The sequence below is a fragment of the Rhodanobacter thiooxydans genome, from assembly GCF_021545845.1.
Taxonomy (GTDB): Bacteria; Pseudomonadota; Gammaproteobacteria; order Xanthomonadales; family Rhodanobacteraceae; genus Rhodanobacter.
On the sequence record NZ_CP088923.1, the window covers coordinates 2,403,754 to 2,417,297 of the forward strand.

16 protein-coding genes and 3 riboswitches are annotated in these 13,544 nt (G+C 61.4%); of the genes, 7 read left to right on the forward strand and 9 right to left on the reverse strand.

Going from position 1 to position 13,544, the window contains the following annotated elements:
- Positions 1–102 precede the first annotated feature (102 nt).
- From LRK53_RS10755 to LRK53_RS10780, 6 genes are all read right to left on the reverse strand, one after another.
- A complete protein-coding gene (locus tag LRK53_RS10755) occupies positions 103–747 on the reverse strand; it encodes an IS630 family transposase (RefSeq protein ID WP_235642062.1) in 645 nt (214 codons plus the stop codon).
- 14 nt (positions 748–761) lie between these two features.
- Positions 762–1,205 (reverse strand): helix-turn-helix domain-containing protein, encoded by a 444-nt coding sequence (locus LRK53_RS10760; protein WP_235642063.1) that lies wholly within the window; start codon positions 1,203–1,205, stop codon positions 762–764.
- Between the two features lie 64 nt (positions 1,206–1,269).
- On the reverse strand, positions 1,270–2,253 hold the full coding sequence (locus LRK53_RS10765) for a DUF4062 domain-containing protein (RefSeq protein ID WP_051257640.1): 984 nt from the start codon (positions 2,251–2,253) through the stop codon (positions 1,270–1,272).
- 327 nt (positions 2,254–2,580) lie between these two features.
- Positions 2,581–3,240: a hypothetical protein gene (locus tag LRK53_RS10770; protein ID WP_185754702.1), complete on the reverse strand. Its 660-nt coding sequence runs from the start codon at positions 3,238–3,240 to the stop codon at positions 2,581–2,583.
- A 138-nt stretch (positions 3,241–3,378) separates the two neighbouring features.
- Positions 3,379–3,732, reverse strand: a complete 354-nt coding sequence (locus tag LRK53_RS10775; RefSeq protein ID WP_235642064.1) for a hypothetical protein — start codon at positions 3,730–3,732, stop codon at positions 3,379–3,381.
- A gap of 221 nt (positions 3,733–3,953) precedes the next feature.
- Positions 3,954–4,886 carry a DNA-binding protein gene (locus LRK53_RS10780; protein ID WP_027491689.1) on the reverse strand — a complete coding sequence of 311 codons (933 nt, stop codon included), beginning with the start codon at positions 4,884–4,886 and terminating at the stop codon, positions 3,954–3,956.
- 147 nt (positions 4,887–5,033) lie between these two features.
- On the opposite strand from LRK53_RS10780, the gene LRK53_RS10785 reads away from it, so the two are divergent.
- The 4 genes from LRK53_RS10785 (at position 5,034) to LRK53_RS10800 (ending at position 8,277) form a co-directional block, all read left to right on the forward strand.
- The gene (locus tag LRK53_RS10785; RefSeq protein WP_231378296.1) at positions 5,034–6,047 is read left to right on the forward strand and encodes a tyrosine-type recombinase/integrase; all 1,014 of its coding nucleotides are present in this window, start codon (positions 5,034–5,036) and stop codon (positions 6,045–6,047) included.
- Positions 6,048–6,353: 306 nt separating this feature from the next.
- Positions 6,354–6,650 (forward strand): type II toxin-antitoxin system RelE/ParE family toxin, encoded by a 297-nt coding sequence (locus LRK53_RS10790; RefSeq protein ID WP_027489496.1) that lies wholly within the window; start codon positions 6,354–6,356, stop codon positions 6,648–6,650.
- Positions 6,651–6,670: 20 nt separating this feature from the next.
- Positions 6,671–7,786: a HigA family addiction module antitoxin gene (locus LRK53_RS10795; RefSeq protein WP_027489495.1), complete on the forward strand. Its 1,116-nt coding sequence runs from the start codon at positions 6,671–6,673 to the stop codon at positions 7,784–7,786.
- An 11-nt stretch (positions 7,787–7,797) separates the two neighbouring features.
- On the forward strand, positions 7,798–8,277 hold the full coding sequence (locus LRK53_RS10800; protein WP_027489494.1) for a hypothetical protein: 480 nt from the start codon (positions 7,798–7,800) through the stop codon (positions 8,275–8,277).
- 69 nt (positions 8,278–8,346) lie between these two features.
- Here the strand turns inward: LRK53_RS10800 and LRK53_RS10805 are convergent, their stop codons facing one another.
- On the reverse strand, positions 8,347–8,640 hold the full coding sequence (locus LRK53_RS10805; protein WP_027489493.1) for a hypothetical protein: 294 nt from the start codon (positions 8,638–8,640) through the stop codon (positions 8,347–8,349).
- 90 nt (positions 8,641–8,730) lie between these two features.
- Between LRK53_RS10805 and LRK53_RS10810 the strand changes: the two genes are divergently transcribed.
- Positions 8,731–9,348 carry a cation efflux transmembrane domain-containing protein gene (locus LRK53_RS10810; RefSeq protein ID WP_051257489.1) on the forward strand — a complete coding sequence of 206 codons (618 nt, stop codon included), beginning with the start codon at positions 8,731–8,733 and terminating at the stop codon, positions 9,346–9,348.
- Between the two features lie 38 nt (positions 9,349–9,386).
- On the opposite strand, the gene LRK53_RS10815 is transcribed toward LRK53_RS10810, so the two are convergent.
- A complete protein-coding gene (locus tag LRK53_RS10815; RefSeq protein WP_196802000.1) occupies positions 9,387–10,559 on the reverse strand; it encodes a hypothetical protein in 1,173 nt (390 codons plus the stop codon).
- 270 nt (positions 10,560–10,829) lie between these two features.
- Positions 10,830–10,891, reverse strand: a riboswitch (Fluoride riboswitch).
- 83 nt (positions 10,892–10,974) lie between these two features.
- Positions 10,975–11,035, forward strand: a riboswitch (Fluoride riboswitch).
- Between the two features lie 73 nt (positions 11,036–11,108).
- Here LRK53_RS10815 and LRK53_RS10820 point away from each other — a divergent pair.
- On the forward strand, positions 11,109–11,576 hold the full coding sequence (locus tag LRK53_RS10820; protein ID WP_235605945.1) for a DUF190 domain-containing protein: 468 nt from the start codon (positions 11,109–11,111) through the stop codon (positions 11,574–11,576).
- Between the two features lie 68 nt (positions 11,577–11,644).
- Positions 11,645–11,705, forward strand: a riboswitch (Fluoride riboswitch).
- Between the two features lie 204 nt (positions 11,706–11,909).
- Positions 11,910–12,233, forward strand: a complete 324-nt coding sequence (locus LRK53_RS10825) for a DUF190 domain-containing protein (RefSeq protein WP_027489489.1) — start codon at positions 11,910–11,912, stop codon at positions 12,231–12,233.
- Between the two features lie 30 nt (positions 12,234–12,263).
- Here the strand turns inward: LRK53_RS10825 and LRK53_RS10830 are convergent, their stop codons facing one another.
- Positions 12,264–13,538, reverse strand: coding sequence for a P-loop NTPase family protein (locus LRK53_RS10830; protein WP_027492555.1), 1,275 nt, complete (start codon positions 13,536–13,538; stop codon positions 12,264–12,266).
- Between the last annotated feature and the right edge of the window lie 6 nt (positions 13,539–13,544).

Here is a 13,544-nt window from a genome sequence, read left to right on the forward strand (position 1 = left end):
CTGCTGGGTCAGTGCGGGGCGGGGCCGATGGGCGGGGCGCAGATGTACAGCTTCCGGCTTACCCATGAACATCTGAAACGAGCTAGTACATCAACCTGCAAGTTATGAAACATAATGCCGACCGAGTTTTTGATCGGCATCTTGCCGGGTGAACTTCCATGCAATGGTGCGCTTGTGGGTGTTTCGGCCGTGTTGCCAAGCGGCGACTTCGCGGCGCAGGAGTGACCGATTTTCGATGCGCCGGTTCAAGCACTGGCGCGTGAGGATGCCAATTTCGATCTCCGCCATGTTCAGCCAACTGGCGTGTTTTGGCGTGTAGTGGAATTCGACGCGGCGCAGGAGCTTTTTGGCGGCGCGCGTGCCGAGCACATCATCAAAGCACTTGCGGAAGTGCGTGTTCAGGTTGTCCAGCACCAAGTGCAAACGCCGCGCCTTGGCGTAGGTTTGGGTGAGCAATTCACCCACGAAGGTCACGAAGTCCACCTTGCCACGATGCTCAGTGACCGAGACGATCCGGTGCCCGGCCTTGGGCTCGACCGCCACGAACAGGTTGGCTGTCCCGTGGCGCGTGTATTCGTAGTCGTGCTTGGCGGGAACGCCTGCGGCCATGGGCAGCGTCGCGCGACTGTGGCCGAGCAACTGCAGGCTTTTTTCATCGAGGCAAATGACCGGCTCGGCGCGCGACAGTGGCCGCGCATACAGCTCAAGCAAGGCATACATGCGTTGCCGGTACTCTTCGCTCAGCACCCCGATGCACCACATCATCTTGCGCCAGGGTTTGAGGTCGTTTTTTTTAGCATGCGACGCACGGTTTCCCGGCTCACGCCACTCAACCCCGGCTCTTGGCGGGCGGCGCGTTCGAGCTCAACGATCGTCCAGCGCTGCCTACCCGCCGGTGGCGCAGAACAGGCCAGCGCCGTCACGCGCGCCTCCGCATCGGTGTCGTATTGACGCGGACGACCTGCACGAGCCACATCGAACACCGCCAGGTCGACGCCCCCTTGCAGATACGCCGCACGGGTGCGCCATACGGCCGTGCGACCGATCCCCAGTACCGCCATGATCTGCGCTTCCGGCAAGCCACGATCCAGACACGACAGCACATGGGCCCGGTTCACCTCGCGCGTCGAGTGCACACCCTTGCTGCAAATCTTGTCGACGGCCAAGCGATCTTCTTCGGTCAGCTGCAACTCTGTTTGACGCATGACGACACCTCTCTTCCAATCTCTGCTCTGAGTGGGCAGTAGTGCGAAGTGTAAGCATGTTTCGTTATTTTAGTGTCAATGTACTAGGACTCGCCTCCTGCTCTTTCTGCGTCCGCCACGTTCCACCGTCCCCACCTGTGATCTTGGCGGCCAGCGCACAATGGGTCAGGCGCTGAGTAGGATCAACCTTGTCCAAGAGCCACGTAGCGTAGCGCAGTGCTTTAGAAAGTGTGACGATGACATCTTCTTCAATCACCACCATGCCATGGCCGGCAAGGTTCAGTGGCAAGCTGATGTTGATTGTGCCTTCTGGCGCAAGTCGCACTTCGCCTTGGCCTTCGTCATGCGTCAGGACCAAGGCGTGACCTTGAACCTTCACGATGTTGGATTTCTCAGTCGAAAACAACTTGGTGGGGCCGAACAACGCCGCTTGGGTGATCTCATCAGCCAACTGGCCGCTATCGATTTCACTGGGGCGAAGAATCGCTTGCTTTGGGCCCGGTGCAAGGGAGATCACCAGGCGCCGGCCGAACTGGGAATAACCCGTCTGTTCCTCAGGGAGCGAAGCCAGAGCGTCCCGCAGCATGGCTTGCTCATCGACGGGACCCGTTGCATTGGCCACCATCCAGGCATGCAGCTGTTTGGTGACCAAACGGCGCAGGTCTTCAGGCGTTGAGAATTCTTGCCAGAAGAGCCCAGAGGCCCACTTGCCCGCTTCATCGATGAATGCGCTCTGCTCCGGTTCGCGCTGGGCCACTTTCTGCACGAAGCCAAAGACTGGGCGCTTCTCTCGGGCGTCACGATACTCCTCATGGGTCGCGGAGAGACCGGAGGACTGGGTCTCCCCATAACGCTCCCCCATCAAGAGCACCACGGCTGCCGCCTGGCGAACCCCTTGCAAACACGCGATCTGGGGAGAAGTTGGCTTTGCACCGAAGTCCTCAGCCATGATGGCCTCGCACTCCAATTGCTCGATGGCCTCTTTGGCGGCGGCGCGAAAGGGGACCATGCTGGAGATCAGTGAGCTGATGAATATTTTGGGTTTCATGGCCGACCTTCCTGGAGTTGGGCTATTAAACAACGGAGACGTCTCAACAGATGCGACGGGTCGATGCGAGCCTAGGAGCCTGTCGGACTTTCAGAAAACCGCCAAATTTTGGTCAAAAATTGATCAAAATGGCTGGCGTGGGTCGCCTCAAATAGAGTTCGGGTCTTCGTGTTGCAACAGAATCGACGTACGAGGCACATGTCTCATCAAAGTCCGACAGGCTCCTAGGGAAATTACCAATAGGGGGCAAAGCGGTGTCGTATGGAGACGAGAATGGATCGTCGGGGAATCCACGTCCCGCGACGGGTTGCGACATCGAAGCCTTGGTCAGTGCTCTGTGATTTCTGTCTTCTCCCCCATCGCACCCTCTTGCTCGCGAAGAAAGCGGCCCCCGATGACGACGGCGTGGATCTCTTGCTCGGCGATCTTGGTCAGCTCGGCTATGTGCGCTTTCAGGCCTTCCAGGTCGTCGGTGCTGGCGGGCTTCTCAGGATCTTCTAGCAACGCCTGCATCCCGGAAAAGATCTCGCCCAGTTCCATCAGAGTGTCAAGTGAATCGGCCATCGGTCCAGGTACCTCAAGGTTCTCCTGATCACCAAAGAGCCCCGTCAAAAATCCATGGATCTCTTCCGCGCGTGTCTCGACCAAGCTGCCCAGGCTCTGGCGCGTTGCCCGGGGCGGCATGGACAGCAGCCGATACGGTTGCGTCTCGTCCTGGTGCACGGTGAGCTCATTCCAAAGCCCGTTGATCAGTGCCTCCAGCAACTCATTGACTGCGTCGATGGATGGGAGCGCTGGCAACGCGCCGTCCCAGATCGTGGCCAGCACGTTCAAGGGCTGCACCGGAGCGACTGCGCTCATAGCGCCAAGAAACTGCGTGCAGACGGTGTGGTAGGGCGTCGGGCAGTCGTAGCGTTCCAGCAACGCGATGGCACGCGCCTCGATGCCGCGGCGGCGGTTGCGGTCGGCTGTCGATCGTTTTGGCACAAGCAAAGCTCCTGGCACGGCAAGCCTGAATCGTAAGGCTGTTCGCGATTCCCCGCAAAAAAAAGCGACGCACCACCCACCGTGACTGCCCAAGGCAGCCACGGTGGGTGGTGCGCAGCCGCTACGCATTGTTACTCCTCACGTCACCGCGGACGCAGGCGCTTCCAGCGCTTCGGCCTTGGCGTGCAGCTTGTCCGTGAGGCTCAGTCGATGGCCCGGTGCGCGGGGTGCAGCCTCTGCATGGTTCGCCGCCGCCTGACGTGCGGCCACGCCCGTTGCGGGCGTCTCTGAACCCTGCGCGGCGTAGAACTCCTCGATCACCGCCGGTGTTTCCTCTTCCGAATCCTCGAAAGCCCCATGGGCGAGTCCTGCCGCGGCCGCACGATCCAGTGCCACCTGATCCCATCCCAGTGCCGTGCGGGCCTGGGCATCCTGCTGGGCCTGCTGTAGGGCCGCCTCCAGCGTCATCCCCTGGCGCACGATCAGGTCCACGAAGTACACCGCTGATCGGTGGCTTTGCGTCGTGCTCTTGGCTCTAAGGCTAATTTTGCCCAACCCCCAAAAATGTAAAGTGCGTTTTTCAATGTTCAATATTGCCGGCTTTGCTTGGAGCGCTCACTTCCACAAGCGATTGTTTTTAAAGAATTAGCTGAACCTTGCTAAAATTAGCAAGAGGAGCGAAAGCGTGCTAATTCCTGCTGGATGACCATCGGCTACCGGGATCCAGACGGATCAGGTGACTTCTTTCTAGTGCGCGACGGCTTCAACTTGAGGCTCTCCAATTTAGTGTGTAGCGCCGCTTCACGCAGGGTCGCCGCCTGCAGCGCCTGCTGAGCCGCGAGCAATGCTGCGGGGAGACCGTCCATCCGTGCCAGTTGCTGTTCTAGGGTGCTAGCGCGGGCCCCATGTTCGGTGGCCAAGTGGTCTGCGGCACGCGCCGAAGCCATGGCTGTTTCCAACCGGGAGGCGATAGCCGAGGTTTCCCGTTCCTTCTGCCGCAGCGTTGCTTGGAGCGTCTTGGTTTCTTCCCGCGCCCGATCGATTTCCGCGTGCGCCCGATCTTCGACGGCCCGCAGATGCTGCGATTGGGCTTCACGCTCAGCATTCACCGTGCTTTTGTGCGTCTCCAACGCTTCGGCGAGTTGATCGGCGCGCTGTTGCAGCCCGTCGCGTTGCCGGTTTAACTCATTTAATTGGGTGGTCTGCTGCTCGACGAGACGTTGGACGTCCGTCAGTCGCGTTTCGGCGACCTCACGGGCCTGGCCCGCGCTCTGCGCCAGTACCTGCGCTTCCGCGATCGCAATTTCCCAGATCTTGCGTTCTTGCGTGAGGGACGTTTGGGCGGCCAGGAGGGCATTCTGCTCTTGAGCAAGTGCGGCCTGAGCGCCAGCGGTAGCGTGCTCGCTGGCGCTCACCCACACCGCCCGGAACGCGGCGGCGACCTCGGGCGGTAACTCGGGTAAACGTGCTTCGCCTGCCATCCGTTGCGCCAACGCTTCCCACCAGGTTTCCAACAACTGGCCGACGCGGGCCGGACTACCGCGCCCCAATTCGGACCGCACGCGCTCGACGGTGGGGCGTTCGCCACGGGCCAAGACCCGATCGGCCGCGGCAATAACCTCAGTTTCCGGAACCCCGATCGCCATACCCTGCCCTCCATAATTAAGGTACGATAAGGGAACGGTTATCGTACCTTATCTGCCTGATAGCGCAATTTTACTACGGCCAACGTAATGAATATACTACATGAGCTGCGACCGCTCGCTAGCGTACCGGTCCTGGATCCGGCGCTGTTGGACGCCGCCGGCGCCCGCGCGGCCCAGGAATTCGTCGCTGATGGCACGCCGGCCAACACCGCGCGCAGCTACGCCAGCGCCCTGCGCTACTGGGCGGCTTGGTATGCGTTGCGTTACGGCCAGGTATTGGGCGACACGCCGGTGTCGGTCGCCGTGGCCAGCCAGTTCATCGTCGACCACCTCGAACGCAAAGCGGCCCACGGACTGCAGCACGAACTGCCGGCGGCCCTCGATGCGCGGCTCGTGGCGCTCGGGGCCAAAGCGAAGCTCGGAGCGCTGGCGTATGCCACGGTGGCGCACCGGCTCGCGGTGCTGGCCAAGTGGCATCGCCTGCACGACTGGGAACCGCCCGGCGACGATCATCGGATCAAAACCTTGATGGCCAAGGCGCGCCGCGCCCAAGCCAAGCGCGGCGTGACGGTGCGCAAGAAGACCGCGTTGGTGGCTGAACCGCTGCAAGCGATGTTGGCCACCTGTACGGATGGCGTCCGCGGCCTGCGGGATCGCGCCCTACTCCTGCTGGCCTGGAGCGGCGGTGGTCGGCGCCGCTCCGAAGTGGTGGGGATCCAGATCGATGACATTCGCCGGCTGGGTCCCACCACGTGGACCTACGCCTTGGGTCATACCAAAACCAATGCCACCGGCGGGCGTCGGGAGAAGCCCCTGCGCGGCGAGGTGGTGCTCGCCCTAGAGGCCTGGATCGAGGCCGTGCAGCTCACCGAGGGCGCTCTCTTCCGCCGGGTATACCGCAACGGTCGCGCCGGCGCCGCGCTCACGCCGGATCAGGTGGCCCGTATTGTCCAGCGGCGCGCGACGCTCGCAGAGCTGCCGGGCGATTGGGCGGCGCACAGCCTGCGCTCAGGCTTTGTGACGGAAGCCGGCCGTCAGGGCGTGCCGCTGGGTGAGGTGATGGCGATGACCGAGCACCGCAGTGTGGGCACAGTGATGGGGTATTTTCAGGCGGGGGCGCTGCTCAGCAGCCGTGCCACCGATCTGCTGGCAAAAAAATGAGGTCAATGCCGGTTCGACGACAGGTGGAGAGTCGGCAGGAATTCATCCAAAAATCGGCAATTCGGCTTCTAAGTTACCGTTTGTAGGAACATTTCAGTTGCCTAGTAGTTCATTCTCGGGCAATTGTGCAGCAGCCTGCTGCACAATTCAGGCGCCCCAGTGACGGTTCATCGGCCTACGGCACTACTTTTCTGGATCGCGGCCTTGCCTGCTCGTCACATACTGCGGTGACATGAAATGACTGCTATTACACTTAGTGTGGTAAGGTCATTGACACAAAAATGAAGGGGCGCTAGGCTCAACATCATGGATGTGGATTTCGAAGACGCCTCGCTCAAGAGGCTTGAGGCGGACCCGGGATTTACGGCCGGCTACGAGGCCGCCATCGTCAAGGCGTTCCGAAAACGGATGCAACTCATCCGTGCGTCGGTCGACGAGCGCGCCTTTTATGCCATGAAGTCCCTGCATTACGAAAAACTGAAAGGAGACCGGGACGGTCAATGTTCGATGCGATTGAACGATCAATGGCGGCTGCTCTTGCGCGTGCGGCAAGACGAGGACGGTAGAACGGTCGTGATCATTTCCATCATCGATTATCACTAACCTTTCCCGAGGATGACCCCATGAACACTGTTGCTGAAATCTTCCCGCCGGGTGAGTTTCTCCGCGAAGAACTGGAAGCTCGCGGTTGGTCGCAGACCGAGCTGGCCGAGATCATCGGCCGTCCGGTGCGGCTGATCAATGAGCTGATCGCCGGCAAGAAGGCGATTACTCCGGAAACGGCCATCCAGTTGGGCGACTCGCTGGGCACCGGCCCGGAGTTGTGGATGAATCTGGAAAGCCAGTATCAGCTGTCCAAGGTCCGCTCTACCGACGGCCTGATTGCTCGGCGCGCCAAGCTCTACGAGCGGTTTCCGGTACGCGAGATGATCAAGCGCGGCTGGATCGAGGCCACCAAGAGCATCGAGGTGCTTGAACAGCAGTTTCTCACGTTCTTCGACGTGAACAGCCTGGAGGATGAGATTCCGTTCTGCCACGCCGCCAAGAAAACCGAGGTCCACGATCTGCCCAGCATGTTGCAGCTGGCCTGGCTGTGCCGGGCTCGCCGCATTGCGTCGGAGCTCGTGATCGCCCCCTACACCGAAGCCGGCTTGCGGCAGGCCCTGCCGCGTCTGTCGGCGCTCTTGTCCGCCCCCGAAGAAACTCGGCATGTCGCTCGGGTGCTCGCCGAGTGCGGCGTACGCTTTGTGATTGTGGAGCCCATTCCGGGCTCCAAGATCGACGGCGCCTGCTTCTGGCTCACCGACGTGCAGCCCGTGGTGGCGCTGTCGTTGCGCCTGGATCGCATCGACAACTTCTGGTTCGTGCTGCGCCATGAGCTGGAGCACGTGCTGCGCCGCCATGGTCGGGAACGCGGATACATCCTGGACCAAGACATGGAAGGGACCGCGGCCGACCAGATCAATGACGAGGAAGTGGTGGCGAACACCGAAGCTGCTGAATTTTGCGTGGCGCAGGACGAGATGACCGGATTTGTGGCCCGCGTGGCGCCATTTTTCGCCGCAGAACGCGTCGTGCTATTTGCGCAGCGCCTCGACGTGCACCCCGGCCTGGTGGTCGGCCAATTGCAGCGGCGACTCGGACGCTACGACCTGTTTCGCAAGTTTCAGGTCAAGGTGCGGCAAGCGGTGACGTCGTCGGCGCTGACCGATGGCTGGGGTATGGTTCACACGGTTTAGAGGAGCGGAACATGTCTGGTTATACGAATGCCGTCAAAGAGTACGTCGAGCGCTACAAGGCCGAGGTCGGATCCGATGCGTTGCTCGATCCGCACGCGGTCGCCGAATGGGCTTTTCGCAACGGCCTTCACAAGCCCAGCGTCAAGACCGTCATCGACGCGATCGCCACTGACATCGCCCAAGTCTTTCGCGAGGAATACCGAGTCGATCGCCTCGGGCGCCGCTATCGCGCCAAACATGCCGCGACTCAGAAACGGGGCACCCAGACGCTATCGCTATGGGCGGATCTTGACGATCCAAACGCGCCCCACACCCACTTCGTCAAATCGTTCGCCCAGCGCCGCCTGCAAATCGTTGGCGACTGCGTGCAACTGGCGACGGACGTGGACGTCTACAACGACAAGCGTTGCCCCACCGTGCCGATCCAGGTCCCGCTCGACTTCACTCTGGACGTGATGGAGTTGCAGCAGGCCGTCAAGAAAGTGGCCTAGTCGAACGGATGAAGTACCCAGCACGACTGCCGGACGTACGTAGCACAGGTTGTTTTAGCGATCAGGTCCTCATTCCACCAGGAGAAGACGCATGGCAAAGAACGAAAAGACCGGCCCTACGGTGACAAAAGCCGCTTCGACGGTCTTGCGCGACCCCGGGGCCAGCAGGGTTGCCAAGTCGTTGGCGGGCAGCGCGCTGGCCCAGGCCCACACGGGCAAACAGTCCTCGCCGTCGACCGCGAAGACCGCCGCCAAAGTGCTCAACGATGGCCGCACGAGCGCGACCACGAAGTCGCTCGCCGGCAGCGTATTGACGCAGAAGACCCGGAAGTAATGGCCGGACTCGTGGACCGAGCTATCCATCGAATGCTCCACAGCGACCGGTATTCATGGGCTGCTCAAGCAAGGTATCCGCGTCCTTGCATTTTTTGGATGTGAAGTCCGGGCAGCGCCATGAGCCAACCGTTTGACGAGGCCAGCGACCATGCTCTCCTGCGACGCACGGTGCTCCTCGTGGCGTTGCTCAACCTCGGCTACTTTGGCATTGAATTTGTCGTGGCCCTTCGCATTGGGTCCGTCTCGCTGTTTGCCGACAGTGTGGATTTCCTGGAGGACGCATCGGTCAACCTGCTGATCTGGACCGCCTTTGCGTGGTCGCTCAAAGCCCGCGCACGCGTCGGCATGGGGCTGGCGGCCATCCTGCTCATCCCTGCGCTCGCCACGCTCTGGGCGGCATGGAACAAATTCCACGCGCCGCTTCCACCGGCACCGATACCGCTGTCGATCACGGCGCTGGGCGCGCTCGTTATCAACCTCTCCTGCGCGTTGATGCTTGCACGTTACCGAGCCCATCGAGGAAGCCTGACACGGGCGGCTTTTCTCTCGGCGCGCAACGACGTCTTGGCCAACATCGCCATCATCGCCGCCGGCCTCGTGACGGTTTTTTCTCCGTCGGCGTGGCCCGATCTGATCGTCGGTCTTGGCATCATGGCGATGAATGCCGACGCCGCCCGCGAGGTCTGGCGGGCAGCTCGGGACGAACATCGCAGCGCGATCGAAGCGGAGTCCTGATCCGTTTTATCGCACGACGAAGCTCCACCCTGACCGACTCATACGGACCCTGCTCCAACCTCTGCCATGGTCAACCAGCGGATGGCATCCCTTGGCAAGGGATGCAAGTTTCCATAGATGTCCGGTTCGGCGTTGCGATGAAGCGCCTCTCGCGCGGCATCGGCAAATCCGGAGTCGCGATGGGCGAGCCGTTCACGGCACAGGACCGCCAGAGCTACGCAGTCACTCAGTGCACCGCGGATCAGTTCGGCCCGACGTATGTTGTCCTGCGTGTCGTCGAAAAGTGCAGCGGCTGCACGAATCGCCGGATGGCCGTCTGCAAGCGCACGGCGTAGCACCCAAGGCGGCAAACGTGCGTGCATTCGCCGCAGAACAAGCAAGGCGCGTATGGCGGCAAGCCGACTGTGTACTCGCGACCCAGCCTCTTCGAACAGCGCCGGCAATGCCTGCAGCAAGGCGGCCCGGCCATATTCTTCAAGGCTTTCGAGGGAATCGGCCGCGGCTCGCTCCAGCACATCGTCTCTCAGCATGTCGACGAGTACAGGAGCCAGCGACGAAAGTCCAAGTCGGCCGGCCGCAGCCACGGCCGATGGCAGGCGCTCCACGTTGGCCGCGTAGATAGCGTCGACGCATCGTTCAGGGTAGTCACGCGTGATCAGGTGGCGAATGGCGACATCCTTGACCTGATACTCAGCCTCGCGCCGACTCGACGGAAGCCGCCGCCATGGGATGTCGTGCAAGACGTCCCTCAAGCCCTCACGAGCCATCGGCGACCGCAGACGTGCGAGCATGGAGATGGCAAACAGACGCCCGTGTGGGATTACCTGCGCGCCTTCACGCAGATAGCGACGCAGCGGTGCAATCGCGTGCTCACCCAGCGCCATGATGCGCTCGGTCGCGTCCACGCGATTTGCAAGATCATCGATGGATGCTTGCACCTCGGCCTCCCGATCCGGGGAACCTGGCACAAGGGTCGTGGCGGCATGCTTCGGGGTATGAAGTTCCCTAGCCGTGCGCGCAACAGCCCGCACCGGATGGTCGTGGAGCAATCGAACGGCGTCGTTCCATGATTCGTCGCGCCGCAACTTGGCCACTGCCCTGACAATCGCCAGGCCCTGCGTCACATCCACGGGGTGCGCAAGCGCGCATCGCGCCAATGGCAGGGCCGCCGCCGGATCACCGCGGCGTCCGAGCGCCTCGATGGCCATCATCCGCACATCGGCCAGCGGATGCCCCAAAGCGTGCACCAGGCGCGTATCGTATGGACGGCAACACCACTGCGCGATGTCGACACCGCAGCGCGGGCAGATCGGTAGCGCCTGCTCGATTTCGGCAAAGCAGTGCGGGCAGAAATAGACTGTCGTGGTCGCCTACCACGGCGACGCAAAGCCGGACCGCACCAACCAACGCGCGTGGCGGGAAAAACCCAGCCTAGACACGGGATGCAGATCATCACTCGACTCCTGATCCGGAGATTTCGAGTCACTGCAGGAGTCATCAGCCCTAGAGGCGATCGTAGGCGAACTCCATCGCCCATGCGCTTTCACGATACACCACGTCATTCAAGGATGGGGCGGCGGTCTCATCGGTCTGCGAGCTTGCTTTCCCCTGCCGTGTACGGCTAACGTCTGAGCTGGAGATGGCATTCTCCTGGAACCGCCGCAAGGCTGATGATGCCTACCTGTCCGGTTTCCGGAGGTAGGTTGCGTCCCTCCTCCGTCAAACCCGCTATGTATCGCCACGGGTGACGACGATGAATATTGAATCCCGAAGTTTCGCTAGATACCGCTCCTGCTCCGACGGTGCAGGCGCGTGGCTGCGTCAGTCCCGACCAGTCGCGATGGATGCAACCCTCGAACCCGTTAAAACGAATTCCGCGGAGGTTCTATGAACGGCTGCTCGCTTCGTTTCTACATGCACGAGAACCAGAAGCACCGGGGCATGCTCCTGTACGAATGTACGAATGGTTGCTTGAGCAGGCCAAGAAGCAAGGTATTCATGGCGGTTCCGCCTTCAAGGCCATTGCCGGTTATGGACGCCACGGTGTGATGCACGAACAGCATTTCTTCGAGCTTGCCGGCGACAATACCGTGCTGGTGGAATTCATCCTGGGCGATGCGGAAACCACCACCATGCTCAAGATCGTCCAGCAAGACGGTGCCCCCTTGTTCTGGGCGAAATTCCCGGCCGAGTTCGGCATCGTCGCCAGCACGGACACTGTGAAGTAATCGCGCGTTAGCCACCGCTATTTCGCAAGGAATACACCCCTGATGGTCGATAACGAACGCAACTGAAATCGTCGCGAGGAGATGGCATTCTCCCCGAATTGCCGCAAGGCTGATGATGCCTACCCGTCCGGGTTTCCGGAGGTAGGCATTTTTTTGTGTCCGCCTTCGCCAGACCTGCCCGTCTACCGGCCGCGAACGGTATCGAAGATTGGAACTTGGCATGGGTGCTGCACGATGCGCAGCGGTTCTGGCCCATCAGCAAGGAAGCATGCGTTTGCGGCAACACGCTGGCGGCTTCGTCAGGGCAGTACGACGAGCGCCGGGGAGGCTCCCATGAAGGGTTGTTCACTGCGTTTCTACCTGCATGAAACCGCGATGCATCGTGGTGGATTTTTTACCTATGAACAGGTGCTGGCGCTGGCCAGGAAACAGGGCATTCACGGGGGCACCGTGTTCAAGGCGGCCGATGGCTATGGCCGACACGGCACCATGAATGAGCAACGCATGCATACGCTGTCGGGATACCAGATCCTGATCATCGAATTCATTCTGGATGAAGCCGAGGCCGACGCCTTGCTCAAGGCTATCCAGGAGGATGACTTTCCGTTGTTCTGGGCGAAGCTTCCTGCCGAGTTCGGTTCGTTCGGCATGGACTGATCGCGAAACGTGGGGACGCCTTCCCATACGTCAGCAGCCCTTACCTTCGACGCGAGGGGACGGCACGGAAGGTGGTGTTGGGTGCGTGCCGGCGAGCAACGCACGGATGCGTTCCAAATCGGTACGCATCGCGGCTTCGCCCGCATGAGAACCCTGCGTCGCAAGCACACCGCTGCCCAACGATTGTCGCAGTTGCTGGCAGACGTGGGCCAACCAGTCCTTGAGTTCCTGGGCGTAAGCCAGGAACGCATGTTGAAGTGGTGCCTGCCAATCTTGCCGCAGGTACCGTTGTAGCCGGTACTGTCGCCAGGCCCGCGGGCCGCGCAGCAAGTAGCGGTGCGGCATGTCCGAGGGTGGAAGGACAAACGGGGGTGCGCCACGCAACATGGCCGACAGCCGCTCATCGTCGAGATCCTTACCCACGCGCTGCAACTGGGTGACGATATCGCGCACCACCTCGTCCGCCAGTTGCCCGGCCAATGTGCCGAGGTGATGGGGCACCTCCGGAGCGTCTGCCATAAGCACATGCACGGCATCCTTGAGTACGACGTCCGCCCCACGATAACCAAGGTCACTGCACAAGTTACGCAAGGTGGCTTCGGCTCCCGATAACGCGTCGAGTGCCGCACCGGAGCCTTGTTGAGCCTGGGGTGAAGTATCCGCCGACGGTTCGTTCAACGCCTGCTCAAGCATCATGCTGACACGCCGCGCCAGATGGCCGAGACGCTGCTGTGCGCGCTCATTGCTCTGCGCCGCGCACGCGGCCAACGTCGTCTGCAGTTCAGTATCCCGCCAGCGGTGCAACGAAACGCTGTGCGAGGGCGCCACACTGACTTCAGCCACGGTCACGGGTTCCTGCAAGACCTCCGATAACGAACGCTCGATGTAGCTCCGCTGCTGTTCCAGTGCGTCGGCTGACACGGTATCGGATTTGGTCAGCAGCACGAGGCACGAAGCATGGGCCTGCTGCAAGGCACGTGCGAGATCCACGTCCTGCAACGAAAGAGTGGCCGACGCATCAATGGTTATGATGCCGAGGTCGCACTGGGGCAGATAGGTAAGCGCATGAGCAGACGCCTTGGCATGCAGCGAACCGAGTCCGGGCGTATCGGTGAGCACCACGCCGCTGTGCAGCACGTCGGCGGCCACTTCGATGGTGACTTCCCGCAGCCGCCGATGGTTGCCGGCATTTCCGCTCTCGGCGATGTACTGCGGCAACGCATCCACCGAGACTTCCTCGACGCGCCCCTCCAGGTCGATGGCCCGGATGCGCAGGGCATCGCCATGGCGGATACGCGTGACCACCGCCGT

Excerpts from the sequence above, each read along its gene's own strand:
- LRK53_RS10760 (WP_235642063.1), bottom strand. The coding sequence starts at position 1,205 with ATGCGTCAAACAGAGTTGCAGCTGACCGAAGAAGATCGCTTGGCCGTC.
- LRK53_RS10765 (WP_051257640.1), bottom strand. The coding sequence starts at position 2,253 with ATGAAACCCAAAATATTCATCAGCTCACTGATCTCCAGCATGGTCCCC.
- LRK53_RS10780 (WP_027491689.1), bottom strand. The coding sequence starts at position 4,886 with ATGGCGATCGGGGTTCCGGAAACTGAGGTTATTGCCGCGGCCGATCGG.
- LRK53_RS10790 (WP_027489496.1), top strand. The coding sequence starts at position 6,354 with ATGGATGTGGATTTCGAAGACGCCTCGCTCAAGAGGCTTGAGGCGGAC.
- LRK53_RS10795 (WP_027489495.1), top strand. The coding sequence starts at position 6,671 with ATGAACACTGTTGCTGAAATCTTCCCGCCGGGTGAGTTTCTCCGCGAA.
- LRK53_RS10800 (WP_027489494.1), top strand. The coding sequence starts at position 7,798 with ATGTCTGGTTATACGAATGCCGTCAAAGAGTACGTCGAGCGCTACAAG.
- LRK53_RS10805 (WP_027489493.1), bottom strand. The coding sequence starts at position 8,640 with ATGGATAGCTCGGTCCACGAGTCCGGCCATTACTTCCGGGTCTTCTGC.
- LRK53_RS10810 (WP_051257489.1), top strand. The coding sequence starts at position 8,731 with ATGAGCCAACCGTTTGACGAGGCCAGCGACCATGCTCTCCTGCGACGC.
- LRK53_RS10815 (WP_196802000.1), bottom strand. The coding sequence starts at position 10,559 with ATGATGGCCATCGAGGCGCTCGGACGCCGCGGTGATCCGGCGGCGGCC.
- LRK53_RS10825 (WP_027489489.1), top strand. The coding sequence starts at position 11,910 with ATGAAGGGTTGTTCACTGCGTTTCTACCTGCATGAAACCGCGATGCAT.